The following is a 22280-nucleotide window of genomic DNA, read 5'->3' as shown; positions in this document are numbered from 1 at the left end:
TCGTGCGGGCGGTGACCGGTGATACGAGAACACGAAGAACACTCAGAGGCAATGAAGGAGCAGGGCGTGCAGCCACCGGAGGCGGCGGACGCCCCTGACGCCGAGCCGCGCCCGGAATCACCGGAAGCACGGGAAGCGTCACGAGCACCGGAAACACCAGAAGCACCGGAAGCACCGGAAATGTCGCAGGCACCGGACGCACCGAAGACGCCGGGCAGGGATGCCGGGCCGTCCGGACACCTGGCCGGTTCGACGCTCTCGACCGTCGCGGCGGAGCAGGCCGAGCGGGTCTCCGGGGACGAACCGCTGCTCCCCGCCCGGGTGCACCGCCCCTCCGACCTCATGCGGCTGCTCATCGGCATGCTGGCGATCAGCGTCCTGTTCGCGATCGCCGCGTTCGCCCACGGCACCACCGCCGGGCTCGAACAGGACATCACCAAGGGCACCGGCCAGGCGCCCGACGCTCTGATCAAGCTCGCCGGGCTCGTCTCCAGCATCGCCGTCCTGCTCGTTCCGGTCGTCTTCGCCATCGAACGGCTGATCAAACGCGACGGACTGCGGATCGCGGACGGGGTGCTCGCCGCCGTACTGGCGCACGGCGTCACGCTCGCCGCCGACCTCTGGGTGGCCGAGTCCGCCCCCGGCACCATCAAGGACGCCCTGACCCAGCCGCAGCCCGGGGACGCGCTCACCGACCCCGTGCACGGCTATCTCGCCCCCGTGATCGCGTACATGACGGCTGTCGGGATGGCGAGACGGCCGCGCTGGCGCGTCGTGCTGTGGGTGGTACTGCTGCTCGACGCGTTCGCCATGCTGGTGGGCGGCTTCACCACCCCGTTCTCGATCGTCCTCACCGTGCTGATCGGCTGGACCGTGGCGTACGGCACGCTGTACGCGGTCGGCTCGCCCAACGTGCGGCCGACCGGTCAGCACCTGATGGCCGGTCTGCGCCGGGTCGGCTTCCACCCGGTCACCGCGATGCGCGCCGAGGACACCCCCGACTCCGGCGACCAGAACGACCGGGGACGCCGCTATCTGGTCACCCTGGAGGACGGGCCGCCGCTCGACGTGACGGTCGTCGACCGCGAGCAGCAGGCCCAGGGCTTCTACTACCGGGTGTGGCGCAGGCTCACCCTGCGCGGCATCACTCAGAACCGTTCGATCCAGTCGCTGCGTCAGGCGCTGGAGCAGGAGGCGCTGCTCGCGTACGCGGCGATCGCCGCCGGGGCCAACGCGCCCAAGCTGATCGCCACCTCCGAGCTCGGGCCCGACGCCGTGATGCTGGTGTACGAGCACATCGGCGGCCGTTCCCTGGACGCGCTGGAGGACTCGGAGATCACCGACGAGCTGCTGCGCGGCGCCTGGCGGCAGGTGAGGGCGCTCCAGTCGCGACGCATCGCGCACCGCAGGCTCACGGGCGACGCCATCCTGGTGGATCGTTCCGGCACGGTGTTCGTGACCGATCTGCGCGGCGGCGAGATCGCGGCCGGGGATCTGGTCCTGCGGATGGACGTCGCCCAGCTGCTGACCACCACGGGGCTGCGGGTGGGTGCCGAGCGTGCGGTCACCGGTGCGCTGGAGGTGCTGGGGCCCGACGCGGTGGCGGACTGTCTGCCGCTGCTCCAGCCGATCGCGCTGAGCCGCTCCACCCGGGCCACGCTGCGGCGGCTCGCCCGGGAGCGTTCGCAGCGCGAGCGCGAGGCGGTGCTGGCGGCGTCGGACGCGGCCAAGCGCGCCAGGGCCCTGGAGACCGCGCACGACGAGTACGCCGCCGCGGCGCCCGGCCACGAGGACGAGCGGGCAGCCGGCCGGAGGACCGACGCCAGGGCCGGGCGCAAGGCCGAGCGCAAGTCGCTGCGCGTGCAGAAGCAGGCCGAGAAGCGGGCCGTGGACGAGGCGCTGGAGGGGGCGCGCGAGGAGGATCTGCTCTCCCAGATGCGCCAACAGGTACTGCGCATCCGACCGCAGGCGCCGGTCGAACCGGTCCGGCTGGAGCGCATCAAGCCGCGCACCCTCTTCAGCTTCATCGCCGGTGCGATCGCCGCGTACCTCCTCATCTCGCAGGTGACCCAGGCCGACTTCGGTGCGGTCGTCGAGCAGGCGGAGTGGGGCTGGGTGGCGACCGCGGTCGGCTTCTCGGCCCTGAGCTACGTCGCCGCGGCGATGAGCCTGCTGGGCTTCGTGCCGGAGCGGGTGCCGTTCGGGAAGACCGTGCTGGCGCAGGTCGCCGGGTCCTTCGTGAAGCTCGTCGCCCCGGCCGCGGTCGGCGGTGTGGCGTTGAACACGCGGTTCCTGCAACGGGCCGGGGTGCGCCCGGGGCTCGCGGTGGCGAGCGTCGGTGCCTCGCAGCTGTTCGGTCTCGGCTGCCACATCCTGCTGCTCGCCGCGTTCGGATATCTGACGGGTACGGAGAAGACGCCGTCCTCGCTCACCCCGTCCAGGACCGTGATCGCCGGGCTGCTGACGGTCGCCGTGCTGGTGCTGGTGGTGACGGCGGTCCCGTTCCTGCGGAAGTTCGTCGTCACCCGGCTGCGGTCGCTGTTCGCCGGGGTGGTGCCGCGCATGCTGGACGTGGTGCAGCGGCCGCAGAAGCTGCTGACCGGCATCGGCGGGATGCTGCTGCTGACCGGGACGTTCGTGATGTGCCTGGACGCGTCGATCCGGGCGTTCAGCGGTCCGGACGTGCCGACGCTCAGCTACGCGAGCATCGCGGTGGTCTTCCTGGCCGGCAACGCGCTGGGATCGGCGGCGCCCACCCCGGGCGGCATGGGTGCGGTCGAGCCCGCGCTGACCCTCGGGCTGATCGCGGTCGGCCTGCCGAAGGAGGTCGCGGCACCGGCGGTGCTGCTGTACCGGCTGCTGACGCTGTGGCTGCCGGTGCTCCCGGGCTGGCTCTGCTTCAACCACCTGACCCGCAAGGGCGCGCTCTGAGGGCCTGCCACCCGCTTGGACCGGTGTCCCGTGCACGGGTCCCGCCCCCGCCGCACGATGGGCAACATGAGGACCTCCCCCGCCCTGCGCGCCGCCGCTCTCGCCGCCACGGCCACCGTGCTCCTGCCCCTCGCGCTCACCGCCTGCTCGAAGAACGGTGACGACAGCGGCCCGGACGTGCCCGGGAGCAGCCCCCCGCTCGCGGCGAACGCCGCCGAGGCGACCAGCGGTCCCGGCGGGCTCGGGTCCCAGAAGCTGATGTGGAAGCCGTGCCCCGCCCCGTCCGCGGCACAGGGCGGCGGGGAGGCCCCGGCCCCGCTGCCCGACGGAACCCGCTGGGAATGCGCCTCCATGAAGGCGCCGCTCGACTACGCCAGGCCCGACGGCGGGACGATCGACCTGGCACTCATCCGGGCCAGGTCCAAGACCCAGGACCCGGCCCGGCGCATCGGCTCGCTCGTCTTCAACTTCGGCGGCCCCGGCGCCTCCGGTGTCGCCACCCTGCCCGCCTTCGGCACCACGTACGAGAAGCTCCGCGCCCGCTACGACCTGGTCAGCTTCGACCCGCGCGGGGTCGGCCGCAGCGCCGGGGTGTTCTGCGAGAGCGACCGGCAGCTCGACGCACGCTACGCGACCGACGGCACCCCGGACACCAGGGCCGATGTCGACGCCTTCATCAAGGACGCCAAGACGTTCGCCGCGGCCTGCCACAAGAACTCCGGCAGGGAACTCCCCTACGTCGGCACCACCGACGCCGCCCGCGACATGGACCTGATGCGCCAGGTGCTCGGCGACAAGAAACTCCACTACTTCGGCATCTCCTACGGCACCGAACTGGGCGGCGTCTACGCCCACCTGTTCCCGAAGAACGTCGGCCGGGCGGTGCTGGACGGGGTGGTCGACCCGACCCTGGACGCCGAGCGGGCCTCGCTCGGCCAGGCCAAGGGGTTCCAGCTCGCGCTGGACAACTTCACCAAGGACTGCGCGGCCCGCGGGGACGCCTGCAAGCTGCCCGGTTCCAACGCGAAGGAGATCGAGCGGGGGATCGGCGACCTGCTCGACCGGCTGGAGAAGAAGCCCGTCCCGGGGCTCGGCTCCCGGCAGCTCACGCAGACCCTGGCCACCACCGGCATCGCGGCGTCCCTCTACTCCAAGGCCACCTGGCCCCTGCTGGAGCAGGGCGTGGACGAGGCCGACGGCGGGAACGGCGGGCTGCTCCTCGCCCTCGCCGACTCGCTGAACGGCCGCTCCCAGGACGGCCGTTACGACAACTCGATGTCCGCCAACACCGCCATCAGTTGCGCCGACTCCAAGCAGCGGTTCACGGCCGACCAGGTGAAATCGAGACTCCCGTCGTTCCGGGCCGCCTCGCCGATCTTCGGCAACTACCTGGGCTGGGGCCTGATGAGCTGCACCGGCTGGCCGGTGGCGGGCGCCTGGAAGACCCCGGACGTCAGCGCCCCGGGCGCGCCCCCCATCCTCGTCATCGGCACCACCGGCGACCCGGCCACCCCGTACCAGGGATCGAGGGCCATGGCCAACGCTCTGGGCAAGGGCGTCGGCGTGCAGATGACGTACGAGGGACAGGGGCACGGTGCGTACAACAGCAACAACGCCTGCGTGCAGAAGGCCGTCGGGGACTACCTGATGAACGGCAAGGTGCCCGCCGCCGGTACCGTCTGCAAGTAGCCGTCCTTCCGTCCTCCGTCGCCCCGCCCGGTCCGCCGTCCTGCGTCCTTCCGTCGCCCGGCCGCTGCCGTCGAACGGCCCGTCGGACTCCTCCCGTACGGTGTTCATGCCGCGGGCGCGCCCCCGAACACGGGCGGGGCACGCACGGGACGCGGCGCACAGGGGAGGACGAAATCGTGGTCGGACACGCACGGGCCGGGGCACTGGCCGGGGCCGCGCTGCTGCTGACAGGGCTGCTCGGGGGCTGCGGCACCACCGAGGACGACAGGGCGGCCGAGGGGACGGACCGCGGCGCCGCCTCCGCGCCGTCCTCCGCCACGCCGGGCACCCCGTCGCCCCCGCCCGCCCTGCCCGCCGCCCTCACCTCGCAGCGGCCGGACTGGAAGCGCTGCACGGCCCCCGAGGGCGGCAGCGCGCCCGGCGGTGACTGGCGCTGCGCGATCGTGGACGTACCGCTCGACTACGCGAGACCGGGCGGCGACACGATCGGGATCGCGTTGATCCGCAAGAAGGCCCGGGACAAGGACCGTCGTCTCGGCTCGATGCTCTTCAACTTCGGCGGCCCCGGAGGTTCCGGGGTCTCGATACTGCCGCGCGCCGCCGAGTCGTACGGGTACGGAAAGCTCAACTCCCGCTATGACCTGGTGAGTTTCGATCCCCGCGGAGTCGCGCGCAGCGCCGGTGTCGTCTGCCGCACCGACAAGAAGCAGGAGAGCGCCCTCCGGAACATCGATCTGACCCCGGACACGGCGGCGGAGGAGGCCGCGTTCATGAAGGACGCGACGGATTTTGGTGCGGGCTGCACGCACCGCTCCGGCAAGGTCCTGCCGTACGTCGGCACGTCGAACGCCGCCCGCGACATGGACCTGCTCCGGCAGGTACTCGGCGACGAGAAGCTCACCTACTTCGGCATCTCCTACGGCACCGAACTGGGCGGCACGTACGCCCATCTCTTCCCCTCGAAGGTCGGACGCACCGTGCTGGACGCCGTCGTCGACCCGACCGCCGACCCGGTCGGGCACGCCCGCAACCAGGCGACCGGCTTCCAGCGGGCGTTGGAGAACTACTTCAAGGACCGCGGCCAGGACCCGAAGGTCGGGACGCGGCGCATCGCCCGGCTGCTGGAACGCATCGACCAAAAGCCGCTGCCCACCGACTCCGGGCGCGAGCTCACCGAGTCGCTGGCGGTCACCGGCATCGTCACGCCGCTGTACTCCGAGAGCAGCTGGCCCTACCTGAGCCGGGCGCTGGACGAGGCGGAGAAGCGCGGCCGGGGCACCTTGCTGCTCCAGCTGGCCGACTCGTACAACGGCCGTGACGAGAACGGGCACTACGACACCCAGAGCCATGCGCAGCGCGCCATCTCCTGCGCCGACAGCAGGCCCCGGCCGACGGTGGCCGAGGCGAGGGCCCTGCTGCCGGAGTTCCGGAAGCTGTCCCCGGTGTTCGGCCCGTTCCTGGCGTGGGACACCGCCGGCTGGTGCGCGCGGTGGCCGGTGGCGGGCGAGCACGACCACCCGGAGGTAGGCGCTCCGGGCGCCGCCCCGGTGCTGGTCGTCGGTACGACCGGTGACCCGGCCACGCCCTACGAGGGCGCGCGGAAGATGGCGGACGCGCTGGGCAAGGGCGTCGGCGTCCTGGTCACCAACAAGGGCGAGGGACACGGCTCGTACGGCAGGAGCGCGTGCGTGACATCGACCGTGGACGCGTACTTCCTCGACGGGAAGGTCCCGGCGGACGGCACGACCTGCTCCTGACGCGGCGGCGGGGTACGAGAGATCCCCGGGGTACGGGATGTGCCCCGGGTGCAGGGGGACGGGGTACGGGCACCAGAGGACCGCGGGGTACGCGGAAGGGGCCGATCCGCGGCATGCGGACGGCCCCTCCGGAGCGTTCGGCTTCGCGCCTCGTGCTTCGCGCTTGGTGCTTGGTGCTTGGTGCTTGGTGCTTGGTGCTTGGTGCTTGGTGCTCAGTACACCGGCTTCTCGGGCTCGATCTGGTTGACCCAGCCGATCACGCCGCCGCCCACGTGCACCGCGTCGGCGAAGCCCGCCGACTTGAGGACCGCGAGGACCTCGGCGCTGCGGACACCCGTCTTGCAGTGCAGGACGATGCGCTTGTCCTGCGGGAGGTCCTGGAGGGCGTTGCCCATCAGGAACTCGTTCTTCGGGATCAGCCGGGCGCCCGGGATCGAGACGATCTCGAACTCGTTGGGCTCGCGGACGTCGATGATCTCGATCTTCTCGTCCGTATCGATCCACTCCTTGAGCTGCTTGGGAGTGATCGTGGAACCGGCCGCGGCCTCCTGGGCCTCCTCCGACACGACGCCGCAGAACGCCTCGTAGTCGATGAGCTCGGTGACCGTGGGGTTCTTGCCGCAGACCGCGCAGTCGGGGTCCTTGCGAACCTTGACCTGGCGGTACTGCATCTCCAGGGCGTCGTAGATCATCAACCGGCCGACCAGCGGGTCACCGATACCGGCGAGCAGCTTGATGGCCTCCGTGACCTGGATGGAGCCGACCGAGGCGCAGAGCACCCCGAGCACACCGCCCTCTGCGCAGGAGGGGACCATGCCCGGCGGGGGCGGTTCCGGGTAGAGGCAGCGGTAGCAGGGGCCGTGCTCGGACCAGAACACGGACGCCTGACCATCGAACCGGTAGATCGAGCCCCAGATGTACGGCTTGTTCAGCAGCACCGCCGCGTCGTTGACCAGATAGCGGGTGGCGAAGTTGTCCGTGCCGTCCACGATCAGGTCGTACTGCGCGAAGATCTCCAGCACGTTGTCGGCCTCGAGCCGCCCCTCGTGCAGCACCACGTTCACGTACGGGTTGATGCCGAGGACCGAGTCCCTGGCGGACTCGGCCTTGGGACGGCCGATGTCGGACTGGCTGTGGATGATCTGGCGCTGCAGGTTCGACTCGTCGACCTCGTCGAACTCCACGATGCCGAGCGTGCCGACACCGGCGGCGGCCAGGTACATCAGGGCCGGGGAACCGAGACCGCCGGCCCCGACGCACAGCACCTTCGCGTTCTTCAGCCGCTTCTGCCCGTCCATCCCGACATCCGGGATGATCAGGTGGCGGGAGTACCTGCGGACCTCGTCGACGGTGAGCTCAGCAGCTGGCTCGACCAGGGGTGGCAGCGACACAGGGACCTCAACAATGCAGGTGGTCGGTTTCTACGTACTTCATCTGCGTACGGTTGTTCTTCCCGTAACACTGCCACGCCCTTTCTCATTCCGAGTTACCCGGTCCGATCCGCGAGACGATTTCGTTCCAGTAACTGGGCAGCGCCGCAAATGGGTCGTTCTGCCCGTACTGACCGTCTCGGTCCGTGAAAAAGATGGTGCCCGCGCCCTGCCAGCGCGCGATGCGCATGGCCTCGTCGAGGTGGGTGCGCGGAACACCGTGGACGAAGTGCGCGAACCGCTCGGGCGGGTAGTCGGCGGTCCACTCCGCCACCTGGGACCAGCGGTAGTCCGTCCACGGCCCGGAGAAGGTCACCAACTGGTCGGCGGCCTCGGCGTAGCCGGGATGCGGATGCGTGCCGACGCCCAGCACCAGCGGCCCCGCGCCTCGGCCGTACGCTCCGCGCCCGATGCCTCCACCGCCCCCCGCGCCCTCGCCGTACGCCCCGTCGCCGGACCCGCCGCTTCCCGTCCCGTCGCCGGACCCGCCGTGCGCGCCGTGTTCGAGGAGGGTGGCGAGGGTGCTGGTGAGGCGGCGGACGGCCGGAAGTTCGGCCCGCTCGGACGGGCACCGGCCGAGGTAGAAGCCGTCGACGCGGTACCAGCTCAGGAAGGACTGCGCGTCGGCCATCAGGTCCCCGAAGGGGCGGCTGCCGAAGGCCAGGTCGAGGTGGCCGAGCAGCCGGCCGCCCGCCGCCCGTACGGAGTCGTGCGGGGCGTCGCCGTGCAGCGCGCGCTCCCGCGCGTTGCGCAGGCGGCCCGCCGCCTCCAGGCAGTGCGGATCGGGCCGGGCGCCGGGGCCGTCGTCGATGTTGAGGACGGCCCAGTGCAGCGGGGTGCCGGGGCGGGTGAGTTCGGCCCACTCCGTGGGGGCGAGCAGCGGGTGCGCGTACCCGGGTACGCCGAAGCCGAGCGGTGTGGCACCACCGGTCCTGCGGGCGGTGCCGACCGAGGTCAGATACGGCACGCCGCCTCCATCCAGATGTCGGCGAGCGACTCCTCCAGATTGATCCGGGGACGCCAGCCGAGCCGGTCCCTGGCGGTGCGGACGTCGGCCTGCTGCCAGGCCCCGCAACCGTCCGGATAGGGGGACGGGGTCGCCGAGAGGTGCTCGATGAGCGACTCGCTGGAGGTGCGCTGGGCGCCGATGGGCAGCCGGGGCGGGGGCGCGTCCAGTTCGTGGAGTGCGCCCCCGTATCCGGCGACCCTGGCCAGGACGGCGGCGGCGTCCCGGAGGCGCACGGCACGGCCGGTACCGATGTTGACGACCCCCTGCGCGGCGGAGAGCGAGGCGGCATGCACGGCGCGCGCGACATCGCGCACGTCGACGAAGTCGCGCTGCACGCCGAGGCCGCTGAGCTTCAGTTCGCCGTCGCCGGACTGCATGGCCCGGCGCATCGCCTCGGCGAGCCTGCCGAGCGGGGAACCGGCCGGGGTGCCGGGACCGACCGGGGAGAAGACCCGCAGCACGACCGCGTCGAGGCCGGAGCCGAGGACGAGTTCGGTGGCGGCGAGCTTGCTGACGCCGTACGGACCGCCGGGGCGCGGGAGCGCGTCCTCCGCGGTCGACGAACCGGGCTGCGAGGGCCCGTACTCCGAGGCACAGCCGAGCTGGACGAGCCGGGCCGTACAGCCGCTGCGTCGCATCGCCTCGCAGACGGTGGCGACGGCGACGGTGTTGTGCCGGGTCAGGTCGCGCGCTCCGCCGCGGGTGGCGCCGGCGCAGTTGACGACGACTCCGGGGTGGACGGCGTCCAGGAAGCGGGTCAGCGCACCGGGACTGCCGGTGGCGAGGTCGAACCGTACGTCGGCGTCGTCGCCGCGGCCCAGCGCCGTGAGGTGCACGGCGGGATCGGCGAGCAGCCGGTCGGCGACGAACCGGCCGAGGAATCCATTGGCTCCGAGCAGCAGCACCCTCATCGTGCGCCCCCTCGGTGCCGACGGCCTGCTGCCGGTGCGGGGGTTTGGGGGGTCATGTCCGGTGTCTCCTTCGGGAAGTGGAACGGGTTGGGGCGCGGGACCCGCGGCGTCGGCTCCGCGGGGCATGCGCGTGGTCCAGTGGTTCGTATGTGGGGGGTGGTTCGTGGCCCGGCGCCGCGGAAGCGGGCCGGGAGCTTCGGTTACGCGATGGGCCGGGCCGAGTCGCCGTCCGGCCCATCGGCGGCGTGGGCCCCATCGGTCGCGCGGGCCGAGCCGTCCGGCCGGTCCGCGGCATGGGCCGGGCCGTCCGGTCGCACCATGGCATGCGTGGTGTCCATGGCATGCGTGGTGTCCATGGCATGCGTGGTGTCCATGGCATGCGTGGTGTCCATGGCTTCCGTGGCGTTCGGCCGGTCGGTGGCATGGGCGGAGGCCCGGGGAAGGACGACGGCCGCGGTGATCAGCAGCGCGAGCGCGGCCGTGCCGCAGGCGAGGGCGGGTACGGCCCCGGTGCCGGCGGTGGCGACCAGGACATCGACGGGGCGGGCGAGGGCGTGCAGACCGGGCAGCCGACCGGTCATGACCAGGGCGGGCGCCAGGAGCTCGACGGCGCAGGCGGCGGCCAGTGCGGCCGTTGCGGGTTCGGGGTGGCCGTGCACGGTCAGCAACCGGGCCGCCAGGAGCAGCGCCCCGAGCGCGGCCGCCCCGGCGAACGCGCCGCCGCCGAACCCCAGGTACGCGAGGTGGAGCAGCGCGGCGAGAACGCAGAAGTGGAGCGCGATGGCACCGAACAGCAGGGGGCGCACGCCCGCGGAGAACTGCTTCCGCGTCCGGCTGACGGCGAGGGCGTGGTGCGCGCGTACGGAGAAGAGGTGCGCGCACCAGGCGGCCGGGGCGACGGAGAGCGCCAGCCCCGCCAGGGGTGCCGGGGTGAGCGTCCACGGCCCTTTCGGGCCTCCGCTGAGCACCTGGTGGAGCAGGGCGTCGCCGTACAGGGCGAAGCCGAGCAGCCAGCAGCCGTACACGCGGGTGGCGGCCGTGGACCCGCCCGCCACCCGCAGGGGGCCTACGCGCAGGGCGAGAGCGAGGCCGATGACCGCGAGGAGCGTTCCGGCGAGGCCGATCGCGAGCCGCCCCCGGCCGTCGAGCGCTCCCTCGGTCAGCCTCAGCGCGCCGAGCGTGGCCACGCAGGCGACGCCGGGCACGAGCGCGCGGAGCGTCCAGGCAGCACGCGTCGCGATGTCACGCGCCGGCGCGCGGCGTGCGGTCGCGGGCTCCTCCGCAACGGCGGGCACCCGGGCGAAGAGTTCTTCGGCGAGCGAGAAGACGTCCCGGTGCCGGTAGCGGGCGGCGACCCGATCGGTCACGCCGTGGGTTTCGAGCCCGGCGGCGATCTCCAACGGGTCCACGGCCCTTTGGCACAGCGCCCGGTGGCGGTGCATCAACGCCTTCACCGGGTCGGCGGAACCTCCGACCGGGTCGGCGGAACCCTGGCGCACGACGGCGCGTGGATGCGCCGGGACGCGGTGGGCGATCTCCGGGGCGCGCGACGCGTCGGTCCGGACTCCCGCGGTGTGCCGACCGGTCGTCCGTGACGCGGAGGCGGTGACTCGTAACGGGGCGGCGCCGCCCCGCTCGGTTCCTGGCACGAGCCCGGCAGCCGTCTCCCCCGAGCGGAGGCCCCGGCTTCCGTCCGTGGCGGACCCCACGCCGGAACCGGTGGCGGATCCAGCGGCGGACCCGATGGCGGATGCGGCGGCTGCGCCGGACACCTCGATCGGGTCGATCGGGCGGCTCATCGTCTCTCCTCCGTGATCGTCGCCCACTGCGGCCTCCCGCACCGGCCCGCCGCCGCGGTTCTGCTCGCCGCCGCGGTTCCGCCTGTCCGTTCCTCGTTCACGCATCGCCGTCACCCGCTCCCCGTGCTCCCGCGCAGACGGTCCGGGGCCCGAGGACCCAGCCGGGCGTGCGGTCGACGGGCTCCGCATGGAGGGCCCCCGAGGCCGTCCACGGGCCCAGGACATGCGCCTCGGGCGGGGTGGCGAACGGGCGCGGCCGACCGTCGGCGGCCACCGTCTCGTCCTCCCTGCGCCCCGGGACGCGCGAGATCAGTTCCAGATAGATGCCTCGAAACGCGGCGAGATTCTGTTCGACGGTGAAGAGTTCGAGCGCCCTCGCGCGCGCCGCCGCACCGAGCCGTGCGCGGCGCTCGGGGTCGCGCAGCAGCGCGAGACAGGCATCGGCGAGCGCCTTGGGGTTGCGCGGGGGCACGACGAGTCCTGTGCCGCCGACGACCTCGACCACCGCGCCGACGTCCGTCGACACCGTGGCCCGCCCGCAGAACATCGCCTCTACGAGGGTCTCGGGGAAGTGCTCGACGATGCTGGACAGCACGACGACCCCGCCGGCGGCGTAGGCGTCCACGACGTCCGGCACCTCGGCCCCGCCGAGTTCGTGGAAGGAGACCGGGCCGTTGTCGAAGGAGACCGGGCCGTTGCCGAGGGAGACCGGGCCGCCGTCGACGGTGCGCGCGTCCACCGCCTCGCCCGGGAAGAGCCGGGCGGCCAGCACCCGGCACCGCGCGAGATGGTCGGCACCCTCCGGTCCCGGCGCCACCGCGCCGATGATCCGCAACCGGACGCCCGGCTCGGCCTTTCGCACCTCCTCGAAGGCGTGCAGCAATGTCACCAGGTCCTTGGCGGGTTCGACGCGGCCGACCCAGACGAGCGTGTCGTCGGGACCGCTGTCACCGCTCTCCCCCAGCGTCGCGAACCTGGCGGGGTCCAGACCGGGGTGAACGGTGCGCAGCTTCTCGCGTCCGGCACCGCATCGCTCCTGCCAACGTCGGGCGTGGGTGTCGCCAGGGGTGATGAGTGCGGCCTGCCGGTACACCTCGGCGGCGAACCGCCGGTGGAAGCCCGCGAGCACGGCGCGCACCGGCGCGCTCAGGGGTGTTCGGGCTGTGGCGAGGTAGTGCGCCCGCAGCCGCGCGCCGTGTTCGGTGACCAGCAGGGGCACGCCGAAGAAGCGCTTGGCCAGCAGTCCCGGGAGCGCCGTTGCACCACCGGACGCGGCATGACAGAGGTCGACCGCGCCGAGGCCCAGGTCGTCGTACCAGTCGAGCGAGAGGGGGCGCAGCAGTTCCTCGATCTCGCGGGCAAGGTCGAGGAGGTCGGCGACGACGGCGGTCCGGACGATGCCCCCGCTGCCCGGGGCACGGCAGGCGGCTTCGAGTACGCGCAGCGCCGTTTCGGAGCGGAGGGCCGCGGGCAGACCGCCGTGTTCGCGGGCCAGTTCGGCGAGCCCGTACAGCCCTTCGGCGAAGCCCTCGTCCATGGCACCGGCGTACGCGTGCGCGCGTCCGTCAGCGCCCGCTCCCGCGCTCACGCCGTCGGAGCCGCCCGTCCCGCCCGGCGCTCCTGTCGCACTGCCCCGCGCGCGCTCCTCACCGTCCAGCGCGCGCGCCGCGCAGATCGAGGTGGCGAGCGTCGTGAAGTGCGTCGCGAAGCGCCGCCGTTCGCGCCGCCCGTACGCGCGTCCGCGCCGCCCCGTCGTCATCCGACTGAGCAGCGAGCCGGCGGCGTGCCCGCCCAGGGCGTCCTCGTCGGGCGTCCAGAGCGGGGCCGACCGTACCTGTCGGACGTTCGCCGGGAGCGGTTCCCGGGCCCATTCCTCCTGGTCGGCCGCGCGGTTGAGCACGAAGAGAGCGAACTCGTGCGGAGCGAGTCCGCGCACCAGGCGGTCGCACCACAGCCCGGACTCACCGGTCGCGCACGGACAACCACCCTCAGTGAGGAATCCGATTCGCACGAGCGCACCCCCGATCTCCCTTGTGGACGGCCTCCGTCGGCACGTCGACCCACAGCGGCACGACCGTAAGGGGATACGCCGGTGGTGCGGCGGACGGTTGTCCGTCGCACCACCGAAAGGGGTGAACCGTCGTAACTTTCCTGGCCCAGCGGCGTTCTGTTGCGCTAAGGTATCGAGTGGTCACACACCGTCAGGCTGCGGCCAGCTCCTTGCGTGCTGCGCGCCGCACCGCCGCGAGCGCCGGATCGAGCACGGGCACGGCCGCCAGGAGCTGCTTGGTGTACGGGTCCCGAGGGGCCGAGTACACCCGGTCCGCCTCGCCCTCCTCGACGATCCTGCCCCGCCGCATGACGGCGACCCGATCGCTGACCTGGCGTACGACGGCGAGGTCGTGCGCGATGAAGACCAGCGCCAGGCCCAGCTCCCGTCGCAGCCGCTCCAGCAGGCCGATCACCTGCGCCTGGGTCGTCACGTCGAGCGCGGAGACGGCCTCGTCGCAGACGATCAGCTCCGGCTCGGCGGCCAGCGCACGGGCGATCCCGACGCGCTGCCGCTGTCCGCCGCTGAACTCGTGCGGGTAGCGGTCGTACTGCCCGGGGTCGAGCCCGACCCGCTTCAGCAGATCCCCCACCCTCGCCCGGATCACCGCCTCGTCGCGCTCCCCGGACGCACGCAGCGGATCGGCGACCGATTCGCCGACCGAGCGACGCGGGTTGAGGGAGGAGACGGGGTCCTGGAACACCATCTGCACCCGGGCGTCCCTGGCGATCCGCCCGGAGGTGGGCTCCAGCAGACCGACGAGCATCCGGCCGAGGGTGGTCTTCCCGCTGCCGCTCTCACCGACGATGCCGAGGGTCTCGCCGCGGCGGACGGTGAGAGAGACTCCGTCGACGGCGACTTGGGCGGACCTGCCCCTGCCGAACACCTGCCGGACATCGACGGCCTCGACAAGCGCCTCCCCGGCATCGCCGACATCCCCGACATCCCCGGCGTCGCCGGCATCCTCGACGAGCGCCCCGCCGTAGTCCCCCCGCCCACGAGCCGCCCCCGCCCCCGCGGCACCGCTCGAACCCGCGGCACCGCTCGGACGTCCGGCACCGCTCGGACCCGCCGCCCCGCTCGGACCATCCGCCGGTTCGCGCGGGGCCACCACCGCGCCCGCAGAACCGGATCCGCCGCCCGGACCACTCGCCGGAATGCGCGGTACCGCCGCCAGCAGGGCCCGCGTGTACGGCTCGCGCGGCGCCACGAGCACCTCGCCCACCGGCCCCCGTTCCACCGCCCGGCCCGACCGCATGACCAGCACCTCGTCGACCGATTCGGCCGCCACGCCCACGTCATGGGTGACCAGCAGCAGCCCCATGCCGGTCTCGCGCCGCAGGTCGTGCAGCAGGTCCAGGATCTGGGCCTGGACGGTGACGTCCAGGGCGGTCGTCGGCTCGTCGGCGATGAGCAGCCGGGGTTCGCAGGCCAGGGCCATCGCGATCAGCGCCCGCTGCCGCATCCCGCCGGAGAACTCGTGCGGCCGGGACCGGGACCGCCGTACCGCGTCGGGGATCCCGACCCGGTCCAGCACCTCCACGGCCCGGGCCCGCGCCGCCCGCCGGGAGACCCGGTTGTGGACCCGGTACACCTCGGCGATCTGGTCGCCCACGGCGTAGTACGGGTCGAGCGACGACAGCGGGTCCTGGAAGACCATCGCGGCCTTCGCGCCCCGCAGCGCCCGCAGTTCCGCGTCGTCCGCCGCGTCCACGTCCACGCCCGCGACCCGGATCGAGCCGCGAACCTCGGCGCCGGTCCCGCGGTGCAGTCCGAGCAGGGCGTACGCCGAGGCGCTCTTGCCGGAGCCGGACTCGCCGACGACGCCGAGCGCGCCCCCCGCCTCCAGCGAGAACGACAGATCCTCCACGGCGCGCACGTCACCGAACGAAATGGAGAGACCGGAGACATCGACCAGGTTCATGCCGGCACCACCCGTCGGTCGGCCATCGCCTGCAGGATGTCGGCGACGGTATTGGCGAGGACGACGAAGAATCCGGTGACGAGCACCAGACCGACGACGACCGGGAGATCCATGTTCCTTACGGCGTCGACGAGTTCACGGCCGACCCCCGGGATACCGAAGAGGGATTCGGTGAGGACGGCGCCGCCGAACATCGAGCCGATGTCGAGTGCGCCGAGCGCGATCACCGGCGCCAGCGCACCGCGCAGCGCGTGCCGTCCGACGATCGCCCGCTCCCCGACCCCGTACGCCCTGAAGGTGCGCACATGGTCCTCGGCCAGCGTCTCCAGCATCGACGCCCGGGTCATCCGGGCGTACGGGGCCGCGGACACCAGGGCCAGCGAGATCCAGGGCAACAGAAGGTTCCAGGCCCACTGCTCCGGGGCCTCCGTGAAGGGCACGTAGTCGGGGAACGGCAGGACCTTGAGCACCGTGACCAGGATGATGATCAGCAGCAGTCCGATGACGAAGACCGGCGTCGCCATGCCGGCCAGGGTGATCCAGGTGAGAACGCGCTCCGTCACGCGGCCGCGCCGCCACACCGAGAGCAACCCGGTGCCGACGCCGAGCAGCATCCACAGCACGAAGGCGCCGACGGCGAGCGAGGCGGTGGCCGGGAGCTTGGTCAGGATCAGCTCGGTGACCTGCTGGTCGCTCTGGTACGAGAGCCCGAGGCAGGGTGCCTGGCAGTGCAGCACCCCGGTCCCGGTCGAGTAGTCGCGGCCGACGAAGAGGCCCTGGAGGAAGTGCGCGTACTGCGTGTACAGCGGGTCGTCCAGGTGCAGTTGTTCGCCGACCTGCGCCACCTGCGCCGGTGAGCAGCGCGGACCGCAGGCGATCTGCGCGACGTTCCCGGGGGCGACGTAGAAGGCCGCGTAGACGACGACGCTGAGGGCGAGCAGCACGAAGAGCGCCCCGCCGAGGCGCCTGAGCAGGAACCACTTCATGCGTCGGCCCCCCGCTCCGGACCCGTGCCGGTCTTCGTACGTCCCGGGTCCGTGCCGAGCCCCGGCTCCGGACCGGTGCCGTGGTCCGCCCCGCGCGCCCCGTGCTCCGGCCCCGTGCCGGTCTTCCGCTCGCGACTCCTCCGTCTGCGTTCCGTGCCGACCCGGAGCCGGGATTCGGTGCGCGGGTCCAGCGCGGTGCGCACGCCCTCGCCGAGGACGGTGAGCGCGAGCACGGTGACGAACAGCAGCAGTGCGGGGATCAGCAGATAGGTGGGCGCCGCCTGGTACCAGGTGTCGGCGTCGCTGAGCATCTGCCCCCAGGACGGCATCGGCGGCTTGATGCCCACGCCGAGGAAGGACAGGGCCGCTTCGACGACGATGTTGCCGGGGAAGAGCAGTACGGCGTACGTGATGACGGGCGCGGCCAGCGCGGGCAGCAGCTCGCGCCGGGCCACCTGCCAGGAGCTCCAGCCGCTGAGCCGGGCGGCGGCGACGTGGTCGAGCGACTTCAGCGCGAGCGTCCGGGCCCGCACGATCTTCGAGATGCCGGACCAGCCGACCAGGCCGATGATCACGGCGATCAGGACCGGGCGCGGGAAGCCCACGGGCACAACGGCGAGCGCGCCGAGCGCGATCACCATGACGGGCAGCGCCACCACGACGTCGGTGACCCGGCTGAGCGCCTGGTCGACGAAGCGGTTGCCGAGCCCCGCCGCGAGACCCGCAAAGACCCCGATGGCCACCTGGAGCAGGGTGGCGGCGAGCGCGACGCCGAGCGAGACCCGTGCCCCGTGGACGACTCTGGCGAACAGATCGCGTCCGGTGAGCGGTTCGACGCCGAGCCAGTGTTCGGCACCGATCCCGCCGAAGGAGCCGATCGGCACCCCGCCGGTGGCGGAGTCGACGAGATCCGGATGGTACGTGGTGGGGTCCTGGCCCTCGACGGCCGCCAGCAGCGGTGCGGCGAGCGCGACCAGGACCAGCAGGGCGACGACGACGGCCGCGAGGGCGGAACGCCGGGCGCGCAAGCGCCGCCAGAACGGACGGGCCCCGGGGGCGGGGGCCACGACGGCCCCCGCCCCCTCGGCCGGCGGCGCTTCGGCCGTGGTCATTGCTTCGGCCGTGGTCACTTGACCGCGACCTGCGAGACGTCGAGCACACCGGTCCAGTCGCTGATCACGACGTTCTTGACGGCCTCGCCGTACAGGCGCTTGTAGACCGGGTGGAACAGCGGCACGGTGAGCGCCTGCTCGCCGACCTTCCTGTCGAGCGCGCCCCAGCGCTTCGCGGCGGCCTCCAGGTCGGTCAGCTTGTTGATCTCGTCGATCTCCCTGTTGACCGCGGGGTCGTCGAGCAGGCCGGAGTTGAAGTTGTAGCCGTCCTCGACGATCTGGCGCCCGTCGAAGACCGGCGCGAAGAACGGGCCGCCGGACGGCCAGTCGGCGCCCCAGCCGGCGAGGAAGAAGCCGGGCTCGCTCTTCACGTCGTGGATCGTGTCGGAGTAGGCGTTGTCCTCCAGGCCCTGGAGCCTGACGGTGATACCGGCCTTCTTCAGCGCCTCCTGGATCGCGGTGGCGATCTCCGGGCTCGTTGCGAAGTCCTTGTCGTTGGAGTGCGTGAGGGTGACGGTCAGCCCCTTGGCGTGGCCGGCCTCCTTCAGCAGTTCCCTGGCCTTGGCCGGGTCGCCGGACTTCCCGGCCGGGAAGTGGTCGTACGGCGTGTGGCCGAAGGCCGCCTGCTCGGGCAGGAAGGTGGTGGCGGGCTCGGCGAGCGAGGAGCCGCCTGCCGCGTTGACCACGGAGGAACGGTCGACGGCGTACGCGATCGCCTGGCGCACCTTCGGGTTGTCGAAGGGCTTCACCTTCGGATTGAAGGCGATGTAGTTGGTGTAGCCGAAGTGACCGGTGCCGACGCGGTCGGCGAGCTTCGTGTCGCCCGTGACCTTGGCGAGTTCGGCCGGGCCGAGGTTGGTGTCCGTCGTGACGGCCGCGGCGTCGGCGCCCCGCGAGGCCGAGAGGCGCTGGTTGATGACGGCGGAGTCGAGACCGGAGCGCACGTCGATCCGGTCCGGGTACGCCTTGCGCTCCTCGTCGGTGTCGGCCGACCAGTGCGGGTTGCGCTCCAGGACGAGACGTTCGCCGTCGCCCTCGTTCTTCACGACCTTGTACGGCCCCGAGGAGATCGGGTGCTCCTCGTACTTCGTACCGGTGTCCGCGGCCTTCGGCACCGGGGTCGTCTGGGTCTGCGTGGCCAGGAAGGGGAATTCGCCCTCCGGCTTGTTCAGGTGGAAGACGATCGTCTTCGCGTCGGGCGTCTCGATCGAGTCGAGGCCCTTCTTGTCCTTGTACGGGCCCTGGTAGTCGGCCCCGCCGATCAGCCAGTCGCGCAGGTACGGTGCGCCGCCGGAGAGTTCGGCGGCGAAGGAGCGCTCGATGCCGTACTTGATGTCGGCGCTCGTGATCGGGGTACCGTCCTCGAACTTCAGTCCGTCCTTGAGGGTGTACGTCCACACGGTGGCGTTCTTGCTGGGCGTGCCGAGGTCGGTCGCCAGGTCGGGGACGACCTTCGCGCCGGCCGCGCCGTCCTCCCGGTTGCGGGTGGTGAGGGTGCGGAAGACCAGGGACGGGACGTTGCCGCCGCCGGAGGTGTAGAGCCGGGCGGGGTCGAAGTCGGACTGGGGCCTGCTGTTGAGGACGGTGAGCGTGCCGCCCTTCTGCGGCTTGCCCGGCGCGCCGGAGCCGGAGCCGTCGGCCTTGCTGTCCTCGGGGCCGCAGGCCGCGGCGCCCGCGACCACGGCGAGTACGGCGGCGGCCGCTGCCGCGCGGCGCGATATGACGGACGGTTGACGCATCGGAAGGTGACCTCTCGGAAGGACTGCCGGGAAAGAAGGACGGTGGGCGTCCGTGCGGCGGCGACGAGAAGTCGGTGCGCACGACCGGTGCGCGGCGGCGGAGCGCACAGGGGGATGCGCGGCGCGGATGCACACAGCCGGTCGGCACGGGGAAAATGACCGGAACCATACGGTCGTCGCCGCGCCCACGGACGGGTACGCCCGGGCGCGGGGGTCAGGAAACGTCGTCCGGGCCGGTTCGGGGCTCGGGCGGAAGGCCGACGCGCACGCGGGCTGCCGTCAGCAACAGAGGATGTCGGCGACGCTGTGCCCGGTCACACCGATGAGCGCCAGCTCGATGGCGGCGCGCTCGGAGGTGACGGGGCTGCGTGACATGCCGAGAAATATGGATCACCGCCCAGGCGATGTCAACGAAGAATGAGACAGCCATCTCACTTCGTGGACGGCCGGACGGCGTGATGGCACCCGCGCCACCGCTCGTCCGCGGGATCCGGTCCGACCGGAAGGAGGACCCGACGCACCCGCCGACCTCCACCCCCGCGTCTCAACGTCCGGGATGCGCCCAGGCGTTGGGGCGGCACTTGACGCCGTCGATGTCCAGGGACTTGGTCTGCTGCTGCATCACCGGAGCGAGCGCTCCCGGCGTGCGGCAACTCACATGGTTGTGTCCCAGCCGGTGGCCGACCTCATGGTTGATCAGCATCTGGCGGTACGCGAAGAGTTCGTCCGGCCCGAACGTTGCCGAACCCTGCGCCCAGCGGTAGGCGTTGATCATCACGCGTTCGGTCGCCGCGGAGTCGCAGGAGACGTTGTCCACGGTCGTGTCCAGGCCCGACTTGCGGCACCAGTCCGCGGTGGTGCCGGGGCTGGCCAGGGTGATCACGAAGTCGGGGTCGCCGGAGGAGACCCGCTCGAACGTCATCGCGCCGTCGTGCGCCCAGCTGCGGTCGTCGTTGAGCGTCTCCTGGACGGCCCTGGCGAAGAGGTCCGGGTCGAGGCCGAGCCCCTGCTCGACGTCGATCCGGTAGCGGTATTTGTGCCCCGTCCCCGGGGCCTTCGCCGTTCCGGGGACGGAATCGAACTTCCCCGGGCCCCGGAGCTTCGCGGCCAGCGGGTACGCCCTGGCCATCTTCTGCTCGTACGTCAGGGGCTTGACCCGGGGCGCCGTCGGGGTCGGCCGGTCGTCCGAGCGGGAGGCGTCACGGGTGTCGTCCCGGTCCACGCCCGCCGACCGCGCGGTGTTGCTCGCGCCGTCGTCCTGGGCGACCTGCCCAGCCACGACCACCGCGAGGACGGTGGTCACGGCGGCGGCGGCGATACCGGTGAAGGTACGGCCCTTGCTCCCCCGGCCCTCCTTGCCTTCCTCGGCCTCCTCGGGCTGCCCGGTGCCGCCACCGGAGCCCTCGGCCCCCCGGCCGGCCGCCGGTCCGCCTTCGCCGCGCGGCGGGGGTGGGGTGGGCGGGGTGGGCGGGGTGTCGAACGCCTCGACGAACTCGCGGCGCGGTCCCGGTATCAGCGACTTGGTCCCCGCGGGCCGGGCACTCGCGGGCGCCCCCTGCGCCCGACCGGCCTTCTCCGCCCGGTCCGCCGTCCGCGCCTGCCCCATCGGCCGACGCGGTACGGGGCGCTCGCCGTCGGCGGGGCGTCCGGTCCCCGGCCCGGCCCCCCAACCGCCGCCCGGTTCCCGGTGTTCGGGGTGACCGCCGCGGACGTGCGCGGCCTGCTGGAACGAGACGTGGCTTTCCGCGCCGGCGGGCCTGCGACGCCGCCCGCTGCCGGGCCCTGGCCGTACACCCTCCGGACCCTCGTCCGTCGCCTTCGCGAGAGCGGCGTCGGCGTCGGTGTCGGGCCCCGCGCGTTCGGGGCCCGTTCGGCTGTGTCGTCCCACGCCGCGGATCAGCTCCCGCCGAGTTCGTCGAGCAGCGCCCGGAACGCCTGGGCCACCGCCTCCGGGTACTCCATCATCGCCACGTGCCCGGCATCGGGCAGCGTCAGCAGCCGCGCGTCGCGGAAGGCCGAGGAAGCCCGGCGTGCCATCCGGTACGAGACGAGCTGGTCCCGTCCGCCGTACACGAGCTGGGTCGGAGCGAGTACCCGCTCGGCCTGACGCCACAGTCCGTGCTGCCCGCCCAGCGTGTACGCATCGACAATGCCACGAGCCGAGCGGGCCATCGCGTCCCAGAAGTACGGCTGCCCCAGGCGGTGCTCCATTTCGGCCACCGCGTCGCGGAAGCCGGCCTCGGACACGCGCGCCGGGTCGCCGTAGCAGAGCGCCATGACGCCCCGGGTGCGGTCCTCCGCGCTCCAGTCCCTGGTCATCCGGGCGAACAGCGTCGCGATGCCCGGCACGGCGAGCAGCCCCGTGGGGAGGGCCCCGCGCTGCACCCGGATCTCGGGAAGCGCGGGCGAGATTAGGGTGAGCGTGCGCACCAGGTCGGGGCGGACGGCGGCGACCCGGGTGGCCACGGAGCCGCCGAGCGAATTGCCGAACAGGTGCACCGGCCCGCGCTCCGTCGCGTCGAGGAGACGGATCACGGCGCGGGCGTGCCCGGTGACCGAGTAGTTGCCGTCGTCCGGCGGCGGCGAGTCGCCGAAACCGGGCAGGTCGAGCGCCTCGCCCGCCACCACGTCCTGGAGCAGCGGCATCAGCGCCGACCAGTTCCGCGAGGAACCCCCGAGCCCGTGCACGAAGAGCGCGGGCGGCAGTGCGGTCCGCTCCGGTGGCCGGGAACGGACGGTGAGGGTCAGTCCGGGCAGCGCGACGGAGCGCAGCTCCTCCCCTTCCGCGGCCCCGACGGCGCTCAGGGTGGGGGTCACCGCGGCGGCGGCGCTCGCGCCCGGGAGCTCGGTCGAAGACATGCGGCAATGTTACGAGACGATCACACCCTGGTTCATGTGTTCGCCGTCACAGGCTGCGCGGCGTCCTCCGCGGACGCCCTCACG

General features: G+C 72.6%; 15 protein-coding genes. 3 read left to right on the top strand and 12 right to left on the bottom strand.

All coding sequences use genetic code 11. From position 1 onward, the window contains the following. The first annotated feature begins 66 nt into the window (after nucleotides 1–66). The 3 genes from AMK22_RS04115 to AMK22_RS04105 all read left to right on the top strand — a co-directional run bounded on the left by AMK22_RS04115 (nucleotide 67) and on the right by AMK22_RS04105 (nucleotide 6377). Nucleotides 67–2931: a lysylphosphatidylglycerol synthase domain-containing protein gene (locus AMK22_RS04115; RefSeq protein WP_073781993.1), complete on the top strand. Its 2865-nt coding sequence runs from the start codon at nucleotides 67–69 to the stop codon at nucleotides 2929–2931. 66 nt (nucleotides 2932–2997) lie between these two features. Then, a complete protein-coding gene (locus AMK22_RS04110) occupies nucleotides 2998–4620 on the top strand; it encodes an alpha/beta hydrolase (protein ID WP_073781828.1) in 1623 nt (540 codons plus the stop codon). Between the two features lie 176 nt (nucleotides 4621–4796). Next, entirely contained in the window at nucleotides 4797–6377 is a 1581-nt protein-coding gene (locus AMK22_RS04105) for an alpha/beta hydrolase (protein WP_073781827.1), read from the top strand. Between the two features lie 212 nt (nucleotides 6378–6589). On the opposite strand, the gene moeZ is transcribed toward AMK22_RS04105, so the two are convergent. From moeZ to AMK22_RS04050, 12 genes are all read right to left on the bottom strand, one after another. Further along, nucleotides 6590–7768, bottom strand: coding sequence for an adenylyltransferase/sulfurtransferase MoeZ (moeZ, locus tag AMK22_RS04100; protein ID WP_073781826.1), 1179 nt, complete (start codon nucleotides 7766–7768; stop codon nucleotides 6590–6592). Nucleotides 7769–7853: 85 nt separating this feature from the next. Further along, nucleotides 7854–8774 carry a spherulation-specific family 4 protein gene (locus tag AMK22_RS04095; RefSeq protein WP_073781825.1) on the bottom strand — a complete coding sequence of 307 codons (921 nt, stop codon included), beginning with the start codon at nucleotides 8772–8774 and terminating at the stop codon, nucleotides 7854–7856. Further along, nucleotides 8762–9727 carry an NAD-dependent epimerase/dehydratase family protein gene (locus tag AMK22_RS04090; RefSeq protein WP_073781824.1) on the bottom strand — a complete coding sequence of 322 codons (966 nt, stop codon included), beginning with the start codon at nucleotides 9725–9727 and terminating at the stop codon, nucleotides 8762–8764. The genes AMK22_RS04095 and AMK22_RS04090 overlap by 13 nt, the downstream gene beginning before the upstream one ends. Before the next feature lie 200 nt (nucleotides 9728–9927). After that, nucleotides 9928–11526 carry a hypothetical protein gene (locus AMK22_RS40555; RefSeq protein ID WP_242433822.1) on the bottom strand — a complete coding sequence of 533 codons (1599 nt, stop codon included), beginning with the start codon at nucleotides 11524–11526 and terminating at the stop codon, nucleotides 9928–9930. 97 nt (nucleotides 11527–11623) lie between these two features. Continuing rightward, a complete protein-coding gene (locus tag AMK22_RS04080; protein WP_073781822.1) occupies nucleotides 11624–13537 on the bottom strand; it encodes a glycosyltransferase in 1914 nt (637 codons plus the stop codon). Nucleotides 13538–13727: 190 nt separating this feature from the next. After that, nucleotides 13728–15500, bottom strand: coding sequence for a dipeptide ABC transporter ATP-binding protein (locus tag AMK22_RS04075; protein WP_073781821.1), 1773 nt, complete (start codon nucleotides 15498–15500; stop codon nucleotides 13728–13730). Then, nucleotides 15497–16486: an ABC transporter permease gene (locus AMK22_RS04070; protein ID WP_073781820.1), complete on the bottom strand. Its 990-nt coding sequence runs from the start codon at nucleotides 16484–16486 to the stop codon at nucleotides 15497–15499. Before AMK22_RS04070 ends, AMK22_RS04075 begins: the two co-directional genes overlap by 4 nt. After that, nucleotides 16483–17598, bottom strand: coding sequence for an ABC transporter permease (locus AMK22_RS04065; RefSeq protein WP_073781819.1), 1116 nt, complete (start codon nucleotides 17596–17598; stop codon nucleotides 16483–16485). The genes AMK22_RS04070 and AMK22_RS04065 overlap by 4 nt, the downstream gene beginning before the upstream one ends. Before the next feature lie 14 nt (nucleotides 17599–17612). Then, the gene (locus AMK22_RS04060; protein WP_073781818.1) at nucleotides 17613–19337 is read right to left on the bottom strand and encodes an ABC transporter substrate-binding protein; all 1725 of its coding nucleotides are present in this window, start codon (nucleotides 19335–19337) and stop codon (nucleotides 17613–17615) included. Between the two features lie 279 nt (nucleotides 19338–19616). After that, nucleotides 19617–19712: an Ms4533A family Cys-rich leader peptide gene (locus AMK22_RS41975; protein ID WP_338014129.1), complete on the bottom strand. Its 96-nt coding sequence runs from the start codon at nucleotides 19710–19712 to the stop codon at nucleotides 19617–19619. 169 nt (nucleotides 19713–19881) lie between these two features. Further along, entirely contained in the window at nucleotides 19882–21225 is a 1344-nt protein-coding gene (locus AMK22_RS04055) for a DUF3152 domain-containing protein (protein WP_073781817.1), read from the bottom strand. 8 nt (nucleotides 21226–21233) lie between these two features. Beyond that, complete coding sequence (locus AMK22_RS04050) at nucleotides 21234–22196, bottom strand: alpha/beta fold hydrolase (protein WP_073781816.1); 963 nt, start codon at nucleotides 22194–22196, stop codon at nucleotides 21234–21236. Nucleotides 22197–22280 lie beyond the last annotated feature (84 nt).

The organism is Streptomyces sp. CB01580 (assembly GCF_001905795.1).
In the GTDB taxonomy this organism is placed as follows: Bacteria; Actinomycetota; Actinomycetes; order Streptomycetales; family Streptomycetaceae; genus Streptomyces.
Note: the sequence above shows the minus strand (reverse complement) of the source record. Positions and strands in the feature narration are given on the sequence as shown.

Coding starts and splice junctions, on each gene's coding strand:
- AMK22_RS04110 (WP_073781828.1), top strand. CDS start 2,998: ATGAGGACCTCCCCCGCCCTGCGCGCCGCCGCTCTCGCCGCCACGGCC.
- AMK22_RS04090 (WP_073781824.1), bottom strand. CDS start 9,727: ATGAGGGTGCTGCTGCTCGGAGCCAATGGATTCCTCGGCCGGTTCGTC.
- AMK22_RS40555 (WP_242433822.1), bottom strand. CDS start 11,526: ATGAGCCGCCCGATCGACCCGATCGAGGTGTCCGGCGCAGCCGCCGCA.
- AMK22_RS04075 (WP_073781821.1), bottom strand. CDS start 15,500: ATGAACCTGGTCGATGTCTCCGGTCTCTCCATTTCGTTCGGTGACGTG.
- AMK22_RS04070 (WP_073781820.1), bottom strand. CDS start 16,486: ATGAAGTGGTTCCTGCTCAGGCGCCTCGGCGGGGCGCTCTTCGTGCTG.
- AMK22_RS04065 (WP_073781819.1), bottom strand. CDS start 17,598: ATGACCACGGCCGAAGCGCCGCCGGCCGAGGGGGCGGGGGCCGTCGTG.
- AMK22_RS04060 (WP_073781818.1), bottom strand. CDS start 19,337: ATGCGTCAACCGTCCGTCATATCGCGCCGCGCGGCAGCGGCCGCCGCC.
- AMK22_RS41975 (WP_338014129.1), bottom strand. CDS start 19,712: ATGTCACGCAGCCCCGTCACCTCCGAGCGCGCCGCCATCGAGCTGGCG.
- AMK22_RS04050 (WP_073781816.1), bottom strand. CDS start 22,196: ATGTCTTCGACCGAGCTCCCGGGCGCGAGCGCCGCCGCCGCGGTGACC.